Origin of the sequence: Myxococcus sp. AB036A, assembly GCF_006547355.1 — a bacterium.
In the GTDB taxonomy this organism is placed as follows: domain Bacteria; phylum Myxococcota; class Myxococcia; order Myxococcales; family Myxococcaceae; genus Myxococcus; species Myxococcus virescens.
This window is the reverse complement of the sequence record NZ_VHLC01000017.1, coordinates 97,339-115,281: the sequence shown is the minus strand read 5'-3', so window position 1 is coordinate 115,281 and position 17,943 is coordinate 97,339. Positions and strand designations below refer to the sequence as shown.

Annotated in this window: 12 protein-coding genes and 1 pseudogene; 9 read left to right on the top strand and 4 right to left on the bottom strand. The window is 69.6% G+C overall.

Annotation, left to right across the window (positions count from 1 at the left end):
- Window positions 1-178: 178 nt before the first annotated feature.
- From FL344_RS09980 to FL344_RS09945, 8 genes and pseudogenes are all read left to right on the top strand, one after another.
- Window positions 179-625, top strand: a pseudogene (locus tag FL344_RS09980) (energy transducer TonB); the annotation flags it as partial.
- Window positions 626-670: 45 nt separating this feature from the next.
- Entirely contained in the window at window positions 671-1,423 is a 753-nt protein-coding gene (locus FL344_RS09975) for a MotA/TolQ/ExbB proton channel family protein (RefSeq protein WP_141588475.1), read from the top strand.
- Window positions 1,407-1,814 (top strand): biopolymer transporter ExbD, encoded by a 408-nt coding sequence (locus FL344_RS09970; RefSeq protein ID WP_011550419.1) that lies wholly within the window; start codon window positions 1,407-1,409, stop codon window positions 1,812-1,814. Before FL344_RS09975 ends, FL344_RS09970 begins: the two co-directional genes overlap by 17 nt.
- Window positions 1,815-1,825: 11 nt before the next feature.
- Window positions 1,826-2,251, top strand: coding sequence for a biopolymer transporter ExbD (locus tag FL344_RS09965; protein WP_011550418.1), 426 nt, complete (start codon window positions 1,826-1,828; stop codon window positions 2,249-2,251).
- Between the two features lie 77 nt (window positions 2,252-2,328).
- Window positions 2,329-5,526 carry a TonB-dependent receptor gene (locus FL344_RS09960; RefSeq protein WP_141618341.1) on the top strand — a complete coding sequence of 1,066 codons (3,198 nt, stop codon included), beginning with the start codon at window positions 2,329-2,331 and terminating at the stop codon, window positions 5,524-5,526.
- Window positions 5,527-5,547: 21 nt separating this feature from the next.
- A complete protein-coding gene (locus FL344_RS09955) occupies window positions 5,548-6,927 on the top strand; it encodes a hypothetical protein (RefSeq protein ID WP_141618340.1) in 1,380 nt (459 codons plus the stop codon).
- A 266-nt stretch (window positions 6,928-7,193) separates the two neighbouring features.
- Window positions 7,194-8,012 carry an SRPBCC family protein gene (locus FL344_RS09950; protein ID WP_141618339.1) on the top strand — a complete coding sequence of 273 codons (819 nt, stop codon included), beginning with the start codon at window positions 7,194-7,196 and terminating at the stop codon, window positions 8,010-8,012.
- An 11-nt stretch (window positions 8,013-8,023) separates the two neighbouring features.
- The gene (locus FL344_RS09945; protein WP_141588471.1) at window positions 8,024-9,196 is read left to right on the top strand and encodes a zinc-dependent alcohol dehydrogenase; all 1,173 of its coding nucleotides are present in this window, start codon (window positions 8,024-8,026) and stop codon (window positions 9,194-9,196) included.
- 69 nt (window positions 9,197-9,265) lie between these two features.
- Here FL344_RS09945 and FL344_RS09940 read toward each other — a convergent pair whose 3' ends face one another.
- The 3 genes from FL344_RS09940 to FL344_RS09930 all read right to left on the bottom strand — a co-directional run bounded on the left by FL344_RS09940 (window position 9,266) and on the right by FL344_RS09930 (window position 12,172).
- Entirely contained in the window at window positions 9,266-9,790 is a 525-nt protein-coding gene (locus FL344_RS09940) for a hypothetical protein (protein ID WP_090490915.1), read from the bottom strand.
- Window positions 9,791-9,887: 97 nt separating this feature from the next.
- Window positions 9,888-10,991, bottom strand: coding sequence for a metallophosphoesterase (locus FL344_RS09935; RefSeq protein WP_141618338.1), 1,104 nt, complete (start codon window positions 10,989-10,991; stop codon window positions 9,888-9,890).
- Window positions 10,988-12,172, bottom strand: coding sequence for a hypothetical protein (locus FL344_RS09930; RefSeq protein WP_228564916.1), 1,185 nt, complete (start codon window positions 12,170-12,172; stop codon window positions 10,988-10,990). The genes FL344_RS09935 and FL344_RS09930 overlap by 4 nt, the downstream gene beginning before the upstream one ends.
- Before the next feature lie 211 nt (window positions 12,173-12,383).
- On the opposite strand from FL344_RS09930, the gene FL344_RS09925 reads away from it, so the two are divergent.
- A complete protein-coding gene (locus tag FL344_RS09925) occupies window positions 12,384-15,161 on the top strand; it encodes a serine/threonine-protein kinase (RefSeq protein WP_141618336.1) in 2,778 nt (925 codons plus the stop codon).
- Window positions 15,162-15,435: 274 nt separating this feature from the next.
- On the opposite strand, the gene gyrB is transcribed toward FL344_RS09925, so the two are convergent.
- Window positions 15,436-17,883 (bottom strand): DNA topoisomerase (ATP-hydrolyzing) subunit B, encoded by a 2,448-nt coding sequence (gene gyrB / locus FL344_RS09920; protein ID WP_141588467.1) that lies wholly within the window; start codon window positions 17,881-17,883, stop codon window positions 15,436-15,438.
- Window positions 17,884-17,943: the final 60 nt, after the last annotated feature.

The following is a 17,943-nucleotide window of genomic DNA, read 5'->3' as shown; positions in this document are numbered from 1 at the left end:
TGATTAACAGCTATAAACATCAACATCAAAGTACTTTGTCGCCACCGTTTCGTCAGTCCCGTCAGCACGCATTTCAGCAAAGGCTTTGTTCAGCGCTTCTCGTATTTTTTTTTCAAGCAGAAGACGGCATACGATATTCATGAGCGTCTCGTGGGCTCGGAGATGTGTATAAGAGAAAGAGGAAGTGCCGCTGGAGAAGCCGCCCGAGGCCGCGACGGAGACGGTGGCCGCCGCGCCCATCGCCGTGGGTGGCACCGGCGCGCTCGTTCCCGGCGGTGTGGTGGGCGGCGTCCCCGGCGGTGACACGCTCGCCGGGGGTGGCGGTCGCGTCGCGCCCATCAATCTCCCGGAGTCCGGCACGCCGCCGGAGCCCCTGTCCTCCAACCTCACGCCGGAATACCCCTCCGAGGCCCGCTCCAAGGGCCTGGAAGGCATGGTCATCCTCAAGGGCGTGGTGGGCGTGGATGGCCGCGTCAGCCAACTGAAGGTGATGCGCGGCGACGAGCCCTTCGCCAGCGCGGCCATGGCCGCCGCGAAGACGTGGCGCTTCAAGCCCGCGGTCGTCGGCGGTCAGCCCACCGCGGTGTTCCGCATCTTCAAGGTTCCGTTCCGTCTCAAGTCGTAAGCCGAAAACGCCTCACCCGCACCTGCCCCCCAGGAGCAACCCGCCATGAATTTCAATCTCAGGGACATCTACAACCACATGGGTGTGTTCGCGCTGGGCATCGCGTGGACCCTCATCCTCTTCGCCGTCGCGTCCCTCGCGGTGTTCTTCGAACGCCTCTTCGTCTTCTTCCGCTCGCGCGCCATCTCCAAGCAATTCGCGTCCCGCGCCGGCCCGCTCCTCACCCAGCACCAGCACGAGGCGCTGGTGAAGGAGGCGGAGGCCACCAAGGGCAGCCACCTGGCCATGCTGCTGGGCGGTGGCATGAAGCACTTCCTCGCGAAGTCCCGCGTGCCGGCCGGCAAGCTGGGCCCGGTGGAGCTCACGCGCCGTGAGCTGGTCCGCATCAACGAGCGCGTCAGCGCCGACGTGCGCCGCGGCATGTCCGTGCTCGCCACCGTCGGCTCGGTGGCGCCCTTCGTCGGTCTGCTCGGCACGGTGGTGGGCATCATCGAGGCCTTCTCCGGCATCGCCAAGGAGGGCTCCGGCGGCCTGGGCGCGGTGTCCGCCGGTATCGCCGAGGCGCTCGTCGTCACGGCACTGGGTCTGCTCGTCGCCATCCCCGCGGTGCTGATGTTCAACTTCCTCTCCACCCGCGCGGATTCGCTCCAGCTCTCCCTGGACGCCGCGCGGAGCGAGTTCATGGACTACCTGGAGGACCTGGGGCCGCAAAAGCCCGTGGCCACCAACGGCGCCGCGGTGGCCACGGGCCCGGAGCTGGCTGCTCGCAAGGAGTCCCGCGATGTCCACCCCGCGTAGGAGCCTGACGCCGGAGATGAACGTGACGCCCCTGGTGGACGTCGTGCTCGTCCTCCTCATCATCTTCATGGTCGTCACGCCCCAGATTGAGTCCGGCGCCGCGGTGGAGCTGCCCACGGCGACGAACCCGGACAAGGAGAACAAGGAGCTGACACCCACCACGGTGAGCCTGTCCGCGACCGGGGCCTTCTTCCTGGACCGCAAGGAGCTCAAGCGCGACGCGCTCATGGCCGAGCTGAAGGCCGTGCGCGCGAAGGACCCGGACTCGCCCGTGGTGCTCAAGGCCGACCGGGGCGTGCGCTACTCCGAGGTGCGCGGCCTCTTCAAGGCGATGCAGGAGCTGGGCTTCCCCGGCATCAACCTGCAGGTCGTCGACAAGCAGAAGAACTAGGAGCGCACGACATGGCATTCGACCTCGGAGGCGGAAAGGGCAGTATCCGCCCGGCGATGAACGTGACGCCCCTGGTGGACGTCGTGCTCGTCCTCCTCATCATCTTCATGGTCGTCACTCCGCTGATGACGAAGCAGATGTGGATGACGGTGCCCGCCAAGGGCGATGACCAGGAGGCCCCTCCGCCTCCTCCCGATGCAAAGCCACCGGTGGTCCTCACGGTGGACAAGTCTGGCGTGCTGCGCATCAACCGGGAAGAAGTGCCCCGCGACCAGGTCGTGGCCCGGCTCCAGCGCATGCTCAACGCGCGCCCGGACAAGATTGTGTTCTTCGACGCCAGTGATGATGTGCCGTACGGCGCCGCCATGGACGTGCTGGACCTCGCGCGAGGCGGGGACATCACGGTCGGCGTGCTGCCGGACAAGCTCGCGGATTGATGCAGTGCCGCGGCGGACCGTGACACCAAGTTTGCGGTCCGCCGCCTGAATCGTCACAGCCCCTTCATCCAGATGCCATGCGTGTCGCGTTGTCTACGCGCACCTCGGCAAGGAGTGTCGTGTTGTCTCGCACTGCCCCCTTGCGCGCCATTCTGGCTGCGCTTGTCATGACAGCTACGCCCGTGTTCGCACAGGCGCCCGGCGTTTCGGGCTCGGCTCCCGCTCCCGCGGTCGACCCCGTCACGCAACCTCTTCCCCCATCCGAGGAAACCCAACCGTCGCTGCCGAGTGACTCCGCGACGCAGCCGTCTGGAATTGCCGCTCCGCCCACCGCGGATGATCCTTCCACGCAGCAGCCGGGCACGGAGCCTGCACCGACCGCGCAGCAGCCGGGCACCGTGACGCCGCCGACGGCCGCGCAGCCCGGCGCCGAGTCCGCGCCCACCGCGCAACAGCCGGGCGTCACGACCGCGCCCACCGCGCAGCAACCCGGCACCGAAGCCGACCTCACCGCGCAGCAGTCCGCGCCAGCCGATGAGTCCATGGAGGGCATGAGCGACGACGAGGCGATGCTGGCCGAGTCCGCCGTGCCGCCCCCGGGCTTCACCGGCATCTACGGCCGCGTGACGGACGAAGCCAACGGAGAGGGCCTCATCGAGGCCACCGTGAAGGTCGTGACGGGCGCCCAGAAGCAGGTGCTCACCGACCTGGATGGCTTCTACCGGGTCGCGCTGCCGCCCGGGAAGTACGACCTGCGCGTCTTCTATGACGTGTACCAGGGCCGCCGCATCACCGGCGTCGTGGTGACGAAGGGCAAGGCGACGAAGCTGGACGTCGCGCTCGGCGCGGACGAAGGCGCGGTGCAGGAAGTCGTCGTCGAGGCCCGCGCGGACCGCCGGGCCGAGGGCGCGCTGCTCCAGGAGCGCAAGAAGGCCGCCGCCGTGTCGGACGCCATCAGCGCGCAGGAAATCGCGCGCACGCCGGACTCCAGCGCCTCCGACGCGGTGAAGCGCGTGGTGAGCGCCACGGTGGTGGACGGCCGCTACGTGCTGCTGCGCGGCCTGGGTGGCCGCTACAGCACCACCCTGCTCAACGGCGCGCTGCTGCCCAGCACCGAGCCGGACGAGCCCAGCGTCCCGCTGGACATCTTCCCCACCAGCCTGCTCGCCAACCTCAACGTGGTGAAGAGCTACACACCGGACCTCCCCGGCACCTTCGCCGGCGGCACGCTGCTCATCGAAACCAACTCCTACCCGAGCGAGTTCGAGCTCAAGCCGCGCATCAGCCTGGCCGGCGACTCCGAGACGACGTTCCGCGAGCGCAACAGCCAGGCCCAGGGCGGCTTCTGTGAGAACCTGGGCTTCCCCAGCGGGAGCCGCCAGCTCCCCAACGCGATTCCGCGCGACAGCGGCCTGGGGATGTCGGGTGAGTCCAGCGACGTGCTGGAGCAGCAGTACCGCAGCTTCCCCAACATCTGGCAGGCGCGCCGCACCACCGCGCTGCCCAACATGGGCCTGGGCGTGTCCATGGGCGACACCCTGCGCTTCGGCAACAGCCGGCTGGGCTACCTGGCCAGCGCCAACTACGGTCACCGCGACGGCGTGCAGGAGGGCACCTTCGCCCGTGTCGACCGCGACGAGACGGGCGCGCTCAACGCCCGCGACGCGGCCCGCAGCACGCAGGGCTTCGAGACGGCCAGCCTCAGCGGCCTGGGCAGCGTCGGCTTCCAGTTGGACCGCGACAACGAGCTGACCTGGTTCGGCCTCTACACCCGCGGCACCGACACCCGCACGTTCACCGCGCGCGGCAGCAACATCGTCCGTGGTGAGAGCTACGAGAGTACGCGCCTGCAGTTCGTCAGCCGGCAGCTCTTCTTCAACCAGCTCCGAGGCTTCCACCGCCTGGGGCTGCTGGGGGACGCGGAGCTGGATTGGCAGGCCAACCTGTCCCGCGTGGACCGCGACGAGCCCGACACCCGCGACACCCTCTACAGCGACAACCTCTCCGCGCCGTCGGGCACGCCCACCTTCCCCAACCAGCCCAACAGCGGCGAGCGCTTCTTCGCCGAGCTGGGCGAGACGTCCACAGGCGGCAGCGTCAACGTCACCGTTCCCCTCTCCGCCGTCCGGCTGAAGGTGGGCGGGCTCACCCAGGTATCCTTCCGTGACTTCGGTGCGCGCCGCTTCCGCTACCTGCTGGGCACCACGCCGGTGGACCGCACGCTCCCCCCCGAGCAGCTCTTCGCCCCGGAGAACCTGGGCACCGGCATCCGCGTGCGCGAGAACACCCGGCCGGACGATGCCTATGACGCGTACCTGGGCATCTTCGCCGGCTATGCATCCGCGGACGTCCAGCCGACAGACGCCCTCCGCCTGGTGGGCGGCCTGCGCGTGGAGTCCTCCACCCAGCAGCTCACGCTGAAGGACCCGTTCACCGGCGCCTCCGGCACGGAGAACCGCGCCGAGTACATGAACCTGCTGCCGGCCTTCAACGCCATCTACGCGCTGACGCCCACCGTGAATGTGCGCGCCGGCTACAGCTACACGCTGGCGCGGCCCACCTTCCGCGAGCTGGCGCCGTTCATCTACTTCGACTTCGTGCGCCGCCGGAACGTGTCCGGCAACCCGGACCTGCTCCAGACGCGCATCCACAACATCGACGCGCGCGTCGAGTGGTTCGCGGGTGAGAACGAAGTCCTGGCCGCCAGCGCCTTCTACAAGCGCTTCCAGGACCCCATCGAGCGCGTCATCCGCAACCCCGAGTCGGGGGACCTCAGCTTCGAGAACGCCGCGGGTGCCAACACCTACGGCCTGGAGCTGGAGGCGCGCGCGTCGCTGGCCCGTCTCACGGAGACGCTGAAGGCCGTGCGCGTGGGCGCCAACCTCACGCTCATCCAGTCCGACGTGGACCTGGGTGACCCCAACGTGGTGGGCGCGCAGACGAACCGGAACCGCCCCCTCCAGGGCCAGTCCCCGTACGTCATCAACCTCAACGTCGGTTACTCGCGCCCCGAAAGCGGCACGGAGCTGACCGTCCTCTACAACGTGTACGGCCGCCGCATCAGCGAAGTGGGCGTCCAGGGCCTGCCGGACATCTACGAAGTGCCCTTCCACCGCGTGGACATCTCGCTGACCCAGCAGCTCGGCTCGGCGCAGCTCAAGCTCACCGCGGCCAACCTCCTCAACTCGAGCGTCACCCTCCGTCAGGAGTCGGTGGACGTGCAGACGTACAAACCCGGCGTCGCCTTCAGCGCGTCGCTGGGCTGGTCCCTCTAACCCGCAGAAGGAAGCACACCCATGAAGCGCCTCTTTGCCTCCCTCCTGACGCTCTCCGCCCTCTCCCTGACGTCTGCCTGCGGCGACGACGACAACACGCCCAACAACCCCAACCCGCCGCCGACGGACACCACCGAGAACGTGTCCGCCAACATCACCCAGGACACCACCTGGAAGGCGGGCGTCACGTACACGCTGAAGAACTACATCTTCGTGGAGAGCGGCACGCTCACCATCGAGCCGGGGACCCGCATCCTGGGCGACCAGGGCAGCGCGCTCATCATCACCCGCAACGCGAAGATTCACGCGGTGGGCACGGCGCAGGCCCCCATCGTCTTCACCAGCTCGCGGCCCGTGGGCAGCCGCGAGCCCGGCAACTGGGGCGGCGTGGTGCTGCTCGGCAAGGGCCGCATCAACGTGGCGGGCGGCGAGAACACGGTGGAGGGCTTCTTCGCCTCCGGCAACAACCCGCTGACCCAGTACGGTGGCGGCGCCAACCCGGACGACGCGCACGACTGCGGCAAGCTGAACTACGCGCGCATCGAGTTCGCCGGCTTCGAGCTGTCCGAGGACAACGAGCTCAACGGCCTCACCGTGGCCGGCTGCGGCTCGGACACCGACCTGGACTACATCCAGGTCCACATGGGCGCGGATGACGGCGTGGAGTTCTTCGGCGGCTCGGCCAACCTGAAGCACGCCGTCGTCACCCAGACGGACGATGACTCGCTGGACTACGACCTGGGCTACAACGGGAAGATTCAGTTCTTCATCGCGCAGCAGAACGCGGTGGTGGGCAACTTCGGCATCGAGGCCTCCGGCAACAAGAACGACAACGCGGCCACGCCGCGGTCCGCGCCGGAAATCTGGAACGCGACCTTCATCGGCTCCGGCCGTCCGGCGGGCACCAGCCCCGCGCAGTCGGGCATGGTGTTCAACACCGGCGCGGGCGGGAAGTTGAACAACGTCATCGTGGCCCACTTCGCCGACCTGGCGGTGGACGTGAGCGGCACGGCCTCCGCGGCCCTGTGGAACGCGGCCACGCCGGAGCTGTACCTGCGCAACACCTTCTTCTGGAACAACCGCGGCGACAACGTCTCCATCCCCGCGGCGCCGAACCCGACCGTGGACGCTGGCGGCAACATCACCAACCCGGACGTGTCCAACTTCAACGAGCCCGAGCGCGTGCTCGCCTCCGCGCTGAACAACCGCGTGGTGGATCCGCAGCTCACCGACGCGACCCACCTGACGGCGCCGAACTTCATGCCGGTGACCGGTTCGCCCGCGCTCAACCCGGACGCCGCCGCCACGCCGCCGGCGGGCTTCGACACCTCCGCGCGCTTCGTCGGCGCGGTGGGCACCACCAACTGGCTGGCTGGCTGGACGGCCTTCCCGCAGGACTGAGGTCCCCCCGCAGAGCTGAGCCGGGCCCCTCCACCGAACGCGGGTGGGGAGCCCGGTCCCATGGCCCGGTCGAGTGCAGCGCGCGGAGGGGGGCTCCGGCGACGGCACCCGGCCGGGCCGTGGCCTTTGCAGGGCCCGGAGCCTGCTGGCGGCCCTGGGCCCCCCACCCCGCGCGGCACGCGCCCACGGGGTTGTCATCCCCGGTGGCTCCCCCAACGTTTCCGGTGGCGGGCTCGACTCCTGCCTGCCCAGGAGGAGCCACCGCCATGCGTGACACGATTCAGCAGCCAGGAGCCCGCTTTCCCGCCGTGTCTCCACGTGGCGGACGCCTCGGAGGCCAGCGATGGGGACGGACTGGACGCGGCCTCCAGCGCACCTCGGAGGAGCGCCTTCCGCAGCTCGTCTCCGCGCTCGCGGGCGGCGCCCTGCTCACGCTGGGCCTCCGGCGAGGCAAGCTGGGCGGCGTGGCCATGGCCCTGGCCGGCGGCGGCCTGCTCTTCCGCGGCACCCGGACCGAGCAGGAACCCCACGTCCACAAGCACGGCGTCGTCGTCCGGAAGCTCCGCCGGCAACGTGGCCGGGACGCCACCGTCGAACTGACGGTGCTCCAGCGCTCCATCACCATCCAAGGCACGCCGGAGGCGCTGTATCGCCGCTGGTGCGACGCGGAGACGCTCAACCAGGTGATGGGACACTTCGCCGACGTCACGTCCTCCGGCGATAGCCTGCAGCACTGGAAGGTGCCGGGCGTGCTCGGCGCGGGCTTCGAATGGGACGCGGAGGTGGTGGAGGAGCACCCCGGTGAGCTGCTGCGCTGGCACTCCGTGGGGGACACGGCCCTGCCCAACGAAGGCTGGGTGCGCTTCCGCCCCGCGCCGCGGGACTGGGGCACGGCGGTGACGCTGCGCTTCGTCTTCGACCCGCCGGGCGGCGTCGTGGGCGAGAAGGCCGTGCAGTTGCTCGGCGCCGTGCCCGCCGCGCTCGCGCTCAAGGCCCTCAAGCGATTCAAGAGCCTCGTCGAGACGGGCGAGATTCCCACCACCCGGCCCAACCCCGCCGCTCGTGAGGGCGGCTACTCCTACTGAGGAACCTGCCCATGCGCGCACTCTGCTGGAACGGCATCAACGACCTGGGCGTGGAGACGGTGGGGGACCCTCGCATCGTCAACCCGCACGACGTCATCCTCCAGGTGAGGATGTCCACCACCTGCGGCTCCGACCTCCACTTCATCGACGGCTACATCCCGACGATGCGCAAGGGAGACGTCATCGGCCACGAGTTCATGGGCACCGTCGTGGAGAAGGGCCCCGCGGTGAAGAAGGTCCAGGTGGGTGACCGCGTCGTCGTCCCATCCTTCATCGGCTGCGGCAGTTGCTGGTACTGCCAGCACGACCTCTGGTCCCTCTGCGACAACACCAATCCCAAGGGCGAATTGCAGGAGCCGCTGTTCGGCTACCAGACCGCGGGCATCTACGGCTACACCCACGCCTTCGGCGGCTACGCGGGCGCGCATGCGCAGTTCGTCCGCGTCCCTCACGCGGACAACGACTGCTTCCGGGTGCCCGAAGGCGTGACGGATGAACAGGCGCTGTTCCTCTCCGACGCCGTGCCCACCGGCTACATGGGCGCGGACTTCTGCGACATCCAACCCGGCCAGACGGTGGCCGTGTGGGGCTGCGGCGGCGTGGGGCTGATGGCGCAGAAGGCCGCGTTCCTCCTCGGCGCCGAGCGGGTGATTGGCATCGACCGCTTCCCCGAAAGACTGAAGCTGGCGCGGGAGAAGGTGGGCGCGGAGACCATCAGCTACGAAGAGGTGGACAGCGTCCTCGACGTGTTGAAGGAGCTCACCGGCGGCCGAGGCCCCGACGCCTGCATCGACGCGGTGGGCATGGAGGCCCACGGCACGGGCGTGGGCGCCGCGTATGACCGCGCGAAACAGGCGATGCGGCTCCAGACGGACCGGGGGCAGGCGCTGCGGCAGGCCATCCTCGCGTGCCGCAAGGGCGGCATCCTGTCCGTGGTGGGCGTCTACGGCTTCATGGACGCGTTCCCCCTGGGCGCCATCATGAACAAGGGCCTCACGGTCCGCTCCGCCCAGCAGCACGGACAGAAGTACCTGCCGCGCCTGCTGGAGCACGTGGTGAAGGGCGAGCTGGACCCGTCCTTCCTCGCCACCCACCGCTTCTCCCTGGAGGACGCGCCGAAGGGGTACGAGCTCTTCAAGAAGAAGCAGGACGGCTGCGTCCGGGCGGTGTTCCTGCCCAACTGATGCGCCAGTCCTCGCGAGGCCGTCCGGTGGCCGCGACACACCGGGCGGCTTCGTTTATCCGCGGCCCGCTCAGGCCTCGGACAACATGCCGTTGCCGGTGTGGTGCGCCGCGGCGGCGAGCGCCTCCGGCGAGGACCCATCCGCGAACAGGGACGCACCCGCGGCGGCGCGGGCCTTGGGAGGACGGCCCCGGCGGCGGGGCGCGTTCTCATCGTTGCCCTGCGCCGCGCTCGCGGAGTCCACCGCCCCGCCGTCAGCCCGGGCGCCCTTGCGCGCCGCGCGCGGCAGATGGATGCCGTCCAGCCGCGCGCTCAGCTCCACGTTCTCCTCGGAGAAGACACGCGCGTACGCCAGCGCCCGCTGGCCCTTCTGGAGCAACGCCTCCTGGCTTTCGTGCAGCGCCTGCCGCGCGGACTCCAGCGCCGCCTGCGCCCGCGCCACGGCCTCCGCCTGCGCCCGCACCTGTTCGGCCGCGGCGTCCAGCACCTCGCCGTTCATGTCCGGGAAGCGGACCTCCGCCAGCTCCGTGGTGAACAGCTCGAGCAGCGCACGCAGCGCCGGGGAAATGGGGTCGTTCTCGTTCGAGTCGAACATGCGCGGGCCTCCTGGCTCCTTGCGGGAAGGTGGCCCCTATCTGCCCAGATGTTCAGTGTCAGATCAAGAGGGTAGGCTAAAACAGCACCCCTGCGGATCAATCCACGCGCACCAGCGCCGCCTGCTGCAAGCCGTCGTCCGCGCTCACATCCACGGACAGGAAGTGCCGGCCCACCCCGTCGAATGTCTCCGGAATGGCGCCGCCGCCGCCGGAGATGAAGGCGGGGATGCCGGCGTTGGCGAACGAATAGTAGGAGTGGATGTGCCCGTAGAGCGTGAGGTCCACGCCCGCGCGCGCCATCTTCCCCACCAGGCCCGCGGCCTCGCCCCGGTTGGCGAAGCCGCCGCCGCGCAGGCCCACCGGGTCCTGCGGCGGCACGTGCATGGCCACCACGTGCGTGCCGTCCCGCGAGGCCGCCAGCCACCCTTCCAATTGCTCCTCCACGCCGGGGTCCAGCGTGCCGTTGCTGGAGTCCACCACCGAGAAGCGCACGCCCTTGAAGACGAAGCTCTGGCTGCCGCGCCCCACCAGCGCGTGGTACTCCGCCGCGTCGCGGGTGAACGTCTCGTGGTTGCCCAGGGTGGCGTACAGCGGAATGCGCGAGCCCGCCTCCAGCCGCTCCTGGAACTCCGTCAGCTCATCGCGCGTGCCTGACTCCGTGAGGTCGCCCGCGAAGAGGATGAAGCGCGCCGCGTCGTCCCGCCGCATGCGCGCGTAGATATCGCCGACGCGCGGCAGGGCCTCCTGCACGTCCGCCAGCGCGAGGAAGCGGAAGGGCTCGCGCGATTCGGAATCCGGCGGCGCCACGGACAGCCGCGCCGTCGTCCCCGCGCGCAGCGCCACGCGCCACACCTTCACGGTGGGCAGCGCCTGCGGCAGCGCCTCCTGCGCCAGCGGCGCGCCCCCTTCCTCCTCGGCCACCAGCACCGCGTCCGGCATCGCGTTGCGCACCGTCACCAGCCAGTCGGCCGGCGCCTGGGCGCCCACGTCGATGCGGGCGGTGAAGGCCGGCGCGTTGCCCCACAGCACCAGCGTGCCCGGCGCCAATTCGCGCACCGTCGCCAGCCCGTCCGCCACCGACAGCGTCACCCCGCCCTGCTGCGCCTGGCCCACCTTGGAATCCGCAATCGCGCGGTTCTCCGCGGGCCGCATGCCGCAACCCGCGACCACCAGTGCCGCCATCACTCCCACGCGCATCACCGCTCACCTCCCAGGGCCCGAATCAACGACAGCCGGCCCACGAACGCGCCGCCCCCCTGCACCTCGGCGGCGACACCCCAGTCATCCGTCAGCAGCGCCCGGCCCCTCAGGCCAAAGGCGCCCACGATTCCGCCGCCGCGCGAGCGGATGCCGCCCGCGAACGAGTCCTTGCGGTGGTCGTAATAGAGCATCGCCTCGCCCCGGAACGGCCCACCCCGGCCCAGCCACACGCCGTAGCCGAAGGTGAAGAGCAGTTGCTCGTGCAGGTTCCCGTCGCTCACCGCGCCGGGGTACGTATAGGCCTCCGCCGACGTGCCCACGCTGACCTCCGCGAAGGAGCCCGCCATGGCCGGGCTGATGCGCGACATGGCCAGCCGGCCCCGCAGCGCCACCTCTCCGCTGATGAGCGCGAAGCCCTCGGTGGGGTAGCGGTGGAACTGGCCAAAAGCCTCCACGTCCAGCGCGCTGCCATCCGTGCCCGACAGCGCGCGCTCCGGCGCGCCCAACAGCCGCCACGCCCCGCCCAGGCGCACCTGGGTGTTGCCCTCGGACGGGTCCACCCGCACCGCGCCCAGCAGGCGCAGCGAGTCGAAGCGGGCCTGCGCCCCCACCGTGAGGAAGTGGCGGTAGTCGAACGCAGCGTCATTCACATACTGGTAGCCCACCTCCAACTCCAGCGGAGGAAGCAGGGGCGGCGCGACGCCCGCGTCGAACGCTGGCGCCGTCACCGCATACAGGTTGGCCAGCGCGGAGATGCCCAGCACGCTGAAGCCCGCCAGCGTCACCGCGTACAGCGGGGCAATGGTGCGCCGCGAGGCCCCCGTGAGGGCAATGGGCACGCCGCCCAGCGCGATGAGCCCCAGGCCCGCGCCCTCCAACGCGAAGAGCCGCTTCGCCGTGTGACGGTCCCCCGCCACCAGAGGCCCCAGCCCATGGAAGAGCAACCCCGGCACCACCGCCACCGCCACCGCGAGCGGCTTGAAATCGGGGCGCTCCGGGGGCGGCGGGGGCACCTGCGCCAACGACTGCTGGGAAAGCCCCACATGCGCCTGGAGGGGCGCATCCACGGGGACTTCCGGGCTCCCGTCCCCAGCGCGGGCCTGGCCCGGCGTCGAGAACAGCAGCACTCCACTCAGACACACGGCGCCCCACCGCGAGCGAAGGGGGAGCTCGGACACCATCGGCGACGCCTCTTTCTCAGCGAGGGGCCGGCCGCCCCCGCCTGCCGGCAAGCGCAGGCAGGTCCGCTAGATAACCGCGCCGGGGCGGTCCACGGCAGGCGCCCCGCGTGAAGAAATGTGAAGCCTCACACCTTGGTAACCCTGAAAAACTTCGTACAGAGCGCAATCCGGAACCGGGACTTTCCCAGGAAGGAAGGTATGCTCCTACCCCGTGGCGGAAAACAGCCCTCAGCACTTCGGTAAATACGTCCTCCTCTCGAAGATCGCCGCGGGGGGGATGGCCGTCACCTACCGCGCGCGGATGACGGGGGCGGCGGGCGTCACCAAGCCCTGCGTCATCAAGCAGATCCTCCCGCACTTCGTCGACGATGCGGACTTCGTCGAGATGTTCGTCGGCGAGGCGCGCGTGGTGGCCAGCATGAGCCACAGCAACATCGCGCAGATTTTCGACTTCGGTGAGGTGGACGGGCAGTACTTCATCGCCATGGAGCTGGTGCAGGGCCAGCCCTTGTCCAAGGTGCTGCGCCGCGCCCAGCGGATGGGCATGGCGTCCTTCCCGGAGCCGCTGGCGCTCCACGTGGCCAGCAAGCTGTGTGACGGCCTGGACTACGCGCACCGACACGTGGGCGAGGACGGGCAGGCGCTGGGCCTGGTGCACCGCGACGTGTCCCCGGACAACGTCCTCATCTCCTATGAGGGCGAGGTCAAGGTCATCGACTTCGGCATCGCCAAGGTGACGAGCGCGGTGGAGGCGAAGACGTCTCCCGGCACCCTCAAGGGCAAGTACCCGTACTTCTCCCCGGAGCAGGCACAGGGCCGGCAGGACCTGGACGCGCGCACCGACGTGTACGCCGCGGGCGTCGTCCTCTACGAGATGGTGTGCGGCAAGCGTCCCTATGAAGGGGAGTTCGTCACCGTCCTGCCCCGCATCCTCGTGGGCGACCGCCTGCCGCCGTCCGCGCTCAACCCCACCGTCAGCGAGGACGTGGAGACGGTCATCTCCCACGCCATGGCGCTGGACCGTGAGGCGCGCTACCAGACGGCGAAGGACCTGAGCGAGTCGCTGGTGGAGCTGCTCTACCGCGACAACCCGCGCTTCACCCCCACCCTGCTGTCGCAGCTCATGGCGCACCTCTTCCCGGAGGAGCTGGCCGCCGAGGGCCGCCGGGTGGAGGTGCCCCCCGCCTTCCAGGAGCAGCTCACCGCCTGGCAGACGGGCGTCACCGAAACGGCGTCCCAGGGACGCGCGCGGCCCCCGCCCAGCAACGCCTCGCGGGGCTCCAGCCCCGGCGTGCGCAGCCGCCCGGGCAGTGACGGAGGCCGCCCTGGCAGCGACAGCGGACGGCCCGGCAGCGAAGGAGGCCGTCGCCCCTCTGCGAGCACCCCAGGAGCACGCCGTCCCACGAGCAGCGGCGTGCGGCGGGTGACCCAGTCCCAGCTCCCCCGCTCCGAGGGTGGCGTCCGCAGGACATACACCTCCGAGCGCCCCGGCCCCCCCGTGCCGGCGCTGGACGAAGAGCCCAGCACCGACGCGGGTGATGCACCCGCGCCCACCCAGGCCGCGCCGCGCGACACGCCCATCGAAGTGCCCGCCGCCAAGAGCCAGGAGCCCACCACCGAGGCGCATCCGGTGGGCACCTGGACTGGCAAGGGCTACCGCACCTCCGTGGACGACGCCCGGGACACGCTGGCGCGCGAAGAAGCCGCGCGCGTGGCGAAGGGGAAGGAGAAGGCGCGCGTCGTGACGATGTCCATCGTCTACGCCACCGCCGCGCTGTTCCTCGTCGGTGTGTTCTACAAGCTCGTCATCGCGGGCGAGTCCACGTTCGACGACGTGTACGCATCCACCACCACGCTGTGGCTCGCCTCCAAGCCCGCGGGCGCCACCGTGCGGCTCAACGACCAGGAGCTCAAGGGCGTCACGCCGCTGATGGTGGAGGTCAAGATTGGCGAGGCCAACACGCTGGCCCTCTCGCTGCCCGGCCACCTGCCCTGGACGAAGCGCTTCACGCCCACGTCGAACCTGGTGGAGCCGCTGACGGCGGAGCTGAAGCCCATCGCCGCGCCCCCGCCGCCCGTCGAAGTGGCCGTGGCGGCGCCAGGGAACGCGGGCGCCGCGGTGGTGGCGGAAGGCGCCGCCACGCCGGAGGACGGGGGCCCCAGCGCGCAGGAGGACGCGGGCGCCAGCCCGGAGGTGGCGGTCGCACAGGACGGTCCCGTGGAGGAGGACGCGCCGCAGCGGACGATGCACGCGGTGGACTACCCCACCCGCGTGCTGGTGCTGCGCCCCCAGTACAACGCCGTCCCCCTGCCCGAATACAACACCGCCAGCATCGAGCTGAACCCCGGCACGACGTACTCGGTGTGGACGCAGGGCAGCGCGTCCCTGGCCGAGGGCCGGGGCACCGCCTCCGGCACGCTGGCCTACCTCATCGAAGGCGACGGACCGGTGGACAGCAGCTTCGGCCTGCTCGGCACGTCAACGCGCACCATCAAGGGCGCCCGGAAACTCCACGTCTTCGCGCTGGATGACGGCGGACTGGACGACAACAGCGGCGCCATCCGCATCAACGTCCGCCAGTCCGCCTACGTGCCGCCGCGCTCGTTCACCTTCGACGCGAAGGAAAACGCGGTGCCGCTGAAGGCCGAGCACCAGATGGTGCTGCGCGGCCTCAACCCGGACTCCACCTACCTGCTCACCGTGCGAGACGACTTCGCGGAGCTGCGCTCCGGCCCCAATGGCCGCATCCGCCAGGTGCTGTGCATGGAGCGCGGCCCGGCGCCCGAATCCGTGCGCGCCACCCACCGCATCCTCCAGACCGGCAAGCGCTACCAGTTGACGGGCACGGAGAACCTGCACTGCACCTTCCCCGACATGAAGGTGGACGACAACCGGGGCGCCTTCGAGGTGGACATCGTCGACGTGACGGCCATGTCAGGCAAGGAGCGCGCGGAGGCCCTGAAGGGCTCACGCCGCTCGGAGCGGTAGCAGCCGCACAGGCAGCCCGCCGCGCACCTCCTGGGGCGCCAGCAGGTGAGGCGAGCATTCGCGGCGCCACGGAGGACGCCGGGCTGGGCCGGAGGAACGGTGACTACCTTACGGTGCACCGGCGCCCCGCGGCTTCAGCGAAGGGGGCCGGCTTCCTGACGTAAGGGCTAGCGAGGGCCCGGCAGCGCGGAGGCCCGGCTCGACAAGGACGGGAAAGGCACGTGGGCGCGGGGCCGAGGGGGCACCGGGCCCACGCGTCTTTCCTGGGACGGACTCAGATGTCCAGGTTCTGCACGTCCAGGGCGTTGCGCTCGATGAACTCGCGCCGCGGCTCCACCGCCTCGCCCATCAGCAGCGAGAAGATTTCGTCGCTCTCCACCGCGTCCTCCACCCGCACCTGGAGCAGCGTGCGCGTGGCCGGGTTCATCGTCGTGTCCCAGAGCTGCTCCGGGTTCATCTCACCCAGACCCTTGTAGCGCTGCAGGCCCAGGCCGCGCTGCGCGTCCTTGCGAACGGCGGCGAGCACCTCCTGCACGGAGAAGACGGTGATTTCCCCCGCGTCCACGCGAACCTTGTACGGCGCCTTGCCCAGCGCCACGAAGGCGTCGCGCAGCGACGACAGCTCCAGGTACTCCGGCGACGACAGGAAGGCGTGGTCGAGCACCGTCTCCCGCATGGCGCCATTCACGTCGGTGTGGAACACCAGCTTCTTGGTGTGGTGCTCGGGGTCCTGCACCAGCTCGTGGCGCACGCGGCCCAGCACGTCCGGCATGCGGCGCTCGAAGGTGTCATAGGCGGCCTTCACCGCCGCCTCCAGGGCCGCCTCGTCCGTCAGCGTCTCCGCCGACAGCCGCGCGCCCTGCACCAGCGCATCCACCACCCGCGCGTCCCGGCGCTTGGCCTGCTTCTCCAGGCGCTCCTCGTACGTAATCACCTTCTCCAGCAGCGCCTTCAGCTCCGCGCCGCCCAGCTCGCCCTCGGGCGTCAGTACCCGCGCGTGCTCGGAGGCAATCTTGAGCAGGTACTCGTTCAGCGCGTGCTCGTCCTTGACGTACTGGTCCTTCTTGTTGCGCGTGACTTTGTAGAGCGGCGGCTGCGCGATGTAGAGGTAGCCCTTCTGCAAGAGCTCCGGCATCTGCCGGAAGAAGAAGGTGAGCAGCAGCGTGCGGATGTGGCTGCCGTCCACGTCGGCGTCCGTCATCAGGATGATGCGGTGGTAGCGCGCCTTCTCCGGGTCGTAGTCCTCCGCGCCGATGCCCGTGCCCAATGCCGTAATCAGCGTCACGATTTCGGCGCTGGTGAGCATCTTCTCGAAGCGGGCCTTCTCCACGTTGAGAATCTTGCCGCGCAGCGGAAGGATGGCCTGGTTGCGCCGGTCCCGGCCCTGCTTCGCGGAGCCACCTGCGGAGTCGCCCTCCACGATGTAGAGCTCGCTCTCGTTCGGGTCGCGGCTCTGACAGTCCGCCAGCTTTCCGGGGAGCCCGCCGCCGTCCAGCACGCCCTTGCGGCGCACCGTCTCACGCGCCTTGCGCGCGGCCAAACGCGCCCGGCAGGCGTCGCCAATCTTCGCCACGACCTTCTTGGCGACCACGGGCGTCTCTTCCAGGAAGGAGCCGAGCTGGTCGTTCACCATCTGCTCGACCAGACCCTTCACCTCGCTGTTGCCCAGCTTCGTCTTCGTCTGACCCTCGAACTGGGGGTTGGTCAGCTTGACGGAGATGACGGCGGACAGGCCTTCACGCGCGTCCTCGCCGGTGGGCGTCTCCTTGAGGTCCTTCCAGAGGCTGCCCTTCTCCGCGTAGCTGTTGAGCGTGCGCGTCAGCGCCGCCTTGAAGCCGGACAGGTGACTGCCACCCTCGTGGGTGTTGATGTTGTTCGCGAAGGTGTAGATGCGCTCGTCGTAGCCGTCATTCCACTGCATCGCGATGTCGAGCATGACGCCCTCGCGCTCCGTGCTGAAGGCGATGGGCTTGTCGTGGAGCGTCTGCTTCGACTTGTTGAGGTACTCCACGAACGAGGAGATGCCGCCGTCGAACTTGAAGTCGTGCTCCTTGTTCGTGCGCTCATCGCGGACGGTGATGTGCAGGCCGGCGTTGAGGAAGGCCAGCTCGCGCAGACGCTGGCTGAGCGTCTCGAAGTTGAATTCCACCAGCTCCATCACCGTGGCGTCCGGCTTGAAGGCGATGTGCGTACCGCGCTTGTCGGTGGTGCCCACCTCGCGCGGCGGGGTGTCCGGGACGCCCTGCGCGTAGGACTGCTCGTAGACAATGCCGTTGCGGTGGACGCGGACCTTGAACCACTCCGAGAGGAAGTTGACGCAGGTGACGCCCACGCCGTGGAGGCCGCCGGAGACCTTGTACGCGCCGTTGCCGAACTTGCTGCCGGCGTGCAGCTCCGTGAGGACGACCTCCAGGGTGTCCTTGCCGGGGAACTTGGGGTGCGGGCCCACGGGGATGCCGCGCCCGTTGTCCTGCACGCTCAGGGAGCCATCCACGTGGATGACGACCTCGATGTCGGTGCAGTGCCCGGCCAGCGACTCGTCCACCGCGTTGTCGACGACCTCGTACACGAGCTTGTGGAGCCCGTAGGCCATCGTGTCGCCGATGTACATGCCGGGGCGCTTCCGGACCGCCTCGCGGCCCTCGAGCTTGGTAATGCTGTCCGTCCCATACTCCACGGGCGGCGGAGCAACCGCCGAGCCGGTAGCGGGGGTCTTTTCCATGTGAAACTGTCCTTGGGAAAAGGAGCCTTGCAACAGGTCCGTGCGTACCACTTCAAGGCA

Coding starts and splice junctions, on each gene's coding strand:
- FL344_RS09955 (WP_141618340.1), top strand. CDS start 5,548: ATGAAGCGCCTCTTTGCCTCCCTCCTGACGCTCTCCGCCCTCTCCCTG.
- FL344_RS09950 (WP_141618339.1), top strand. CDS start 7,194: ATGCGTGACACGATTCAGCAGCCAGGAGCCCGCTTTCCCGCCGTGTCT.
- FL344_RS09945 (WP_141588471.1), top strand. CDS start 8,024: ATGCGCGCACTCTGCTGGAACGGCATCAACGACCTGGGCGTGGAGACG.
- FL344_RS09960 (WP_141618341.1), top strand. CDS start 2,329: ATGCGTGTCGCGTTGTCTACGCGCACCTCGGCAAGGAGTGTCGTGTTG.
- FL344_RS09970 (WP_011550419.1), top strand. CDS start 1,407: ATGTCCACCCCGCGTAGGAGCCTGACGCCGGAGATGAACGTGACGCCC.
- FL344_RS09965 (WP_011550418.1), top strand. CDS start 1,826: ATGGCATTCGACCTCGGAGGCGGAAAGGGCAGTATCCGCCCGGCGATG.
- FL344_RS09940 (WP_090490915.1), bottom strand. CDS start 9,790: ATGTTCGACTCGAACGAGAACGACCCCATTTCCCCGGCGCTGCGTGCG.
- gyrB (WP_141588467.1), bottom strand. CDS start 17,883: ATGGAAAAGACCCCCGCTACCGGCTCGGCGGTTGCTCCGCCGCCCGTG.
- FL344_RS09930 (WP_228564916.1), bottom strand. CDS start 12,172: ATGGTGTCCGAGCTCCCCCTTCGCTCGCGGTGGGGCGCCGTGTGTCTG.
- FL344_RS09975 (WP_141588475.1), top strand. CDS start 671: ATGAATTTCAATCTCAGGGACATCTACAACCACATGGGTGTGTTCGCG.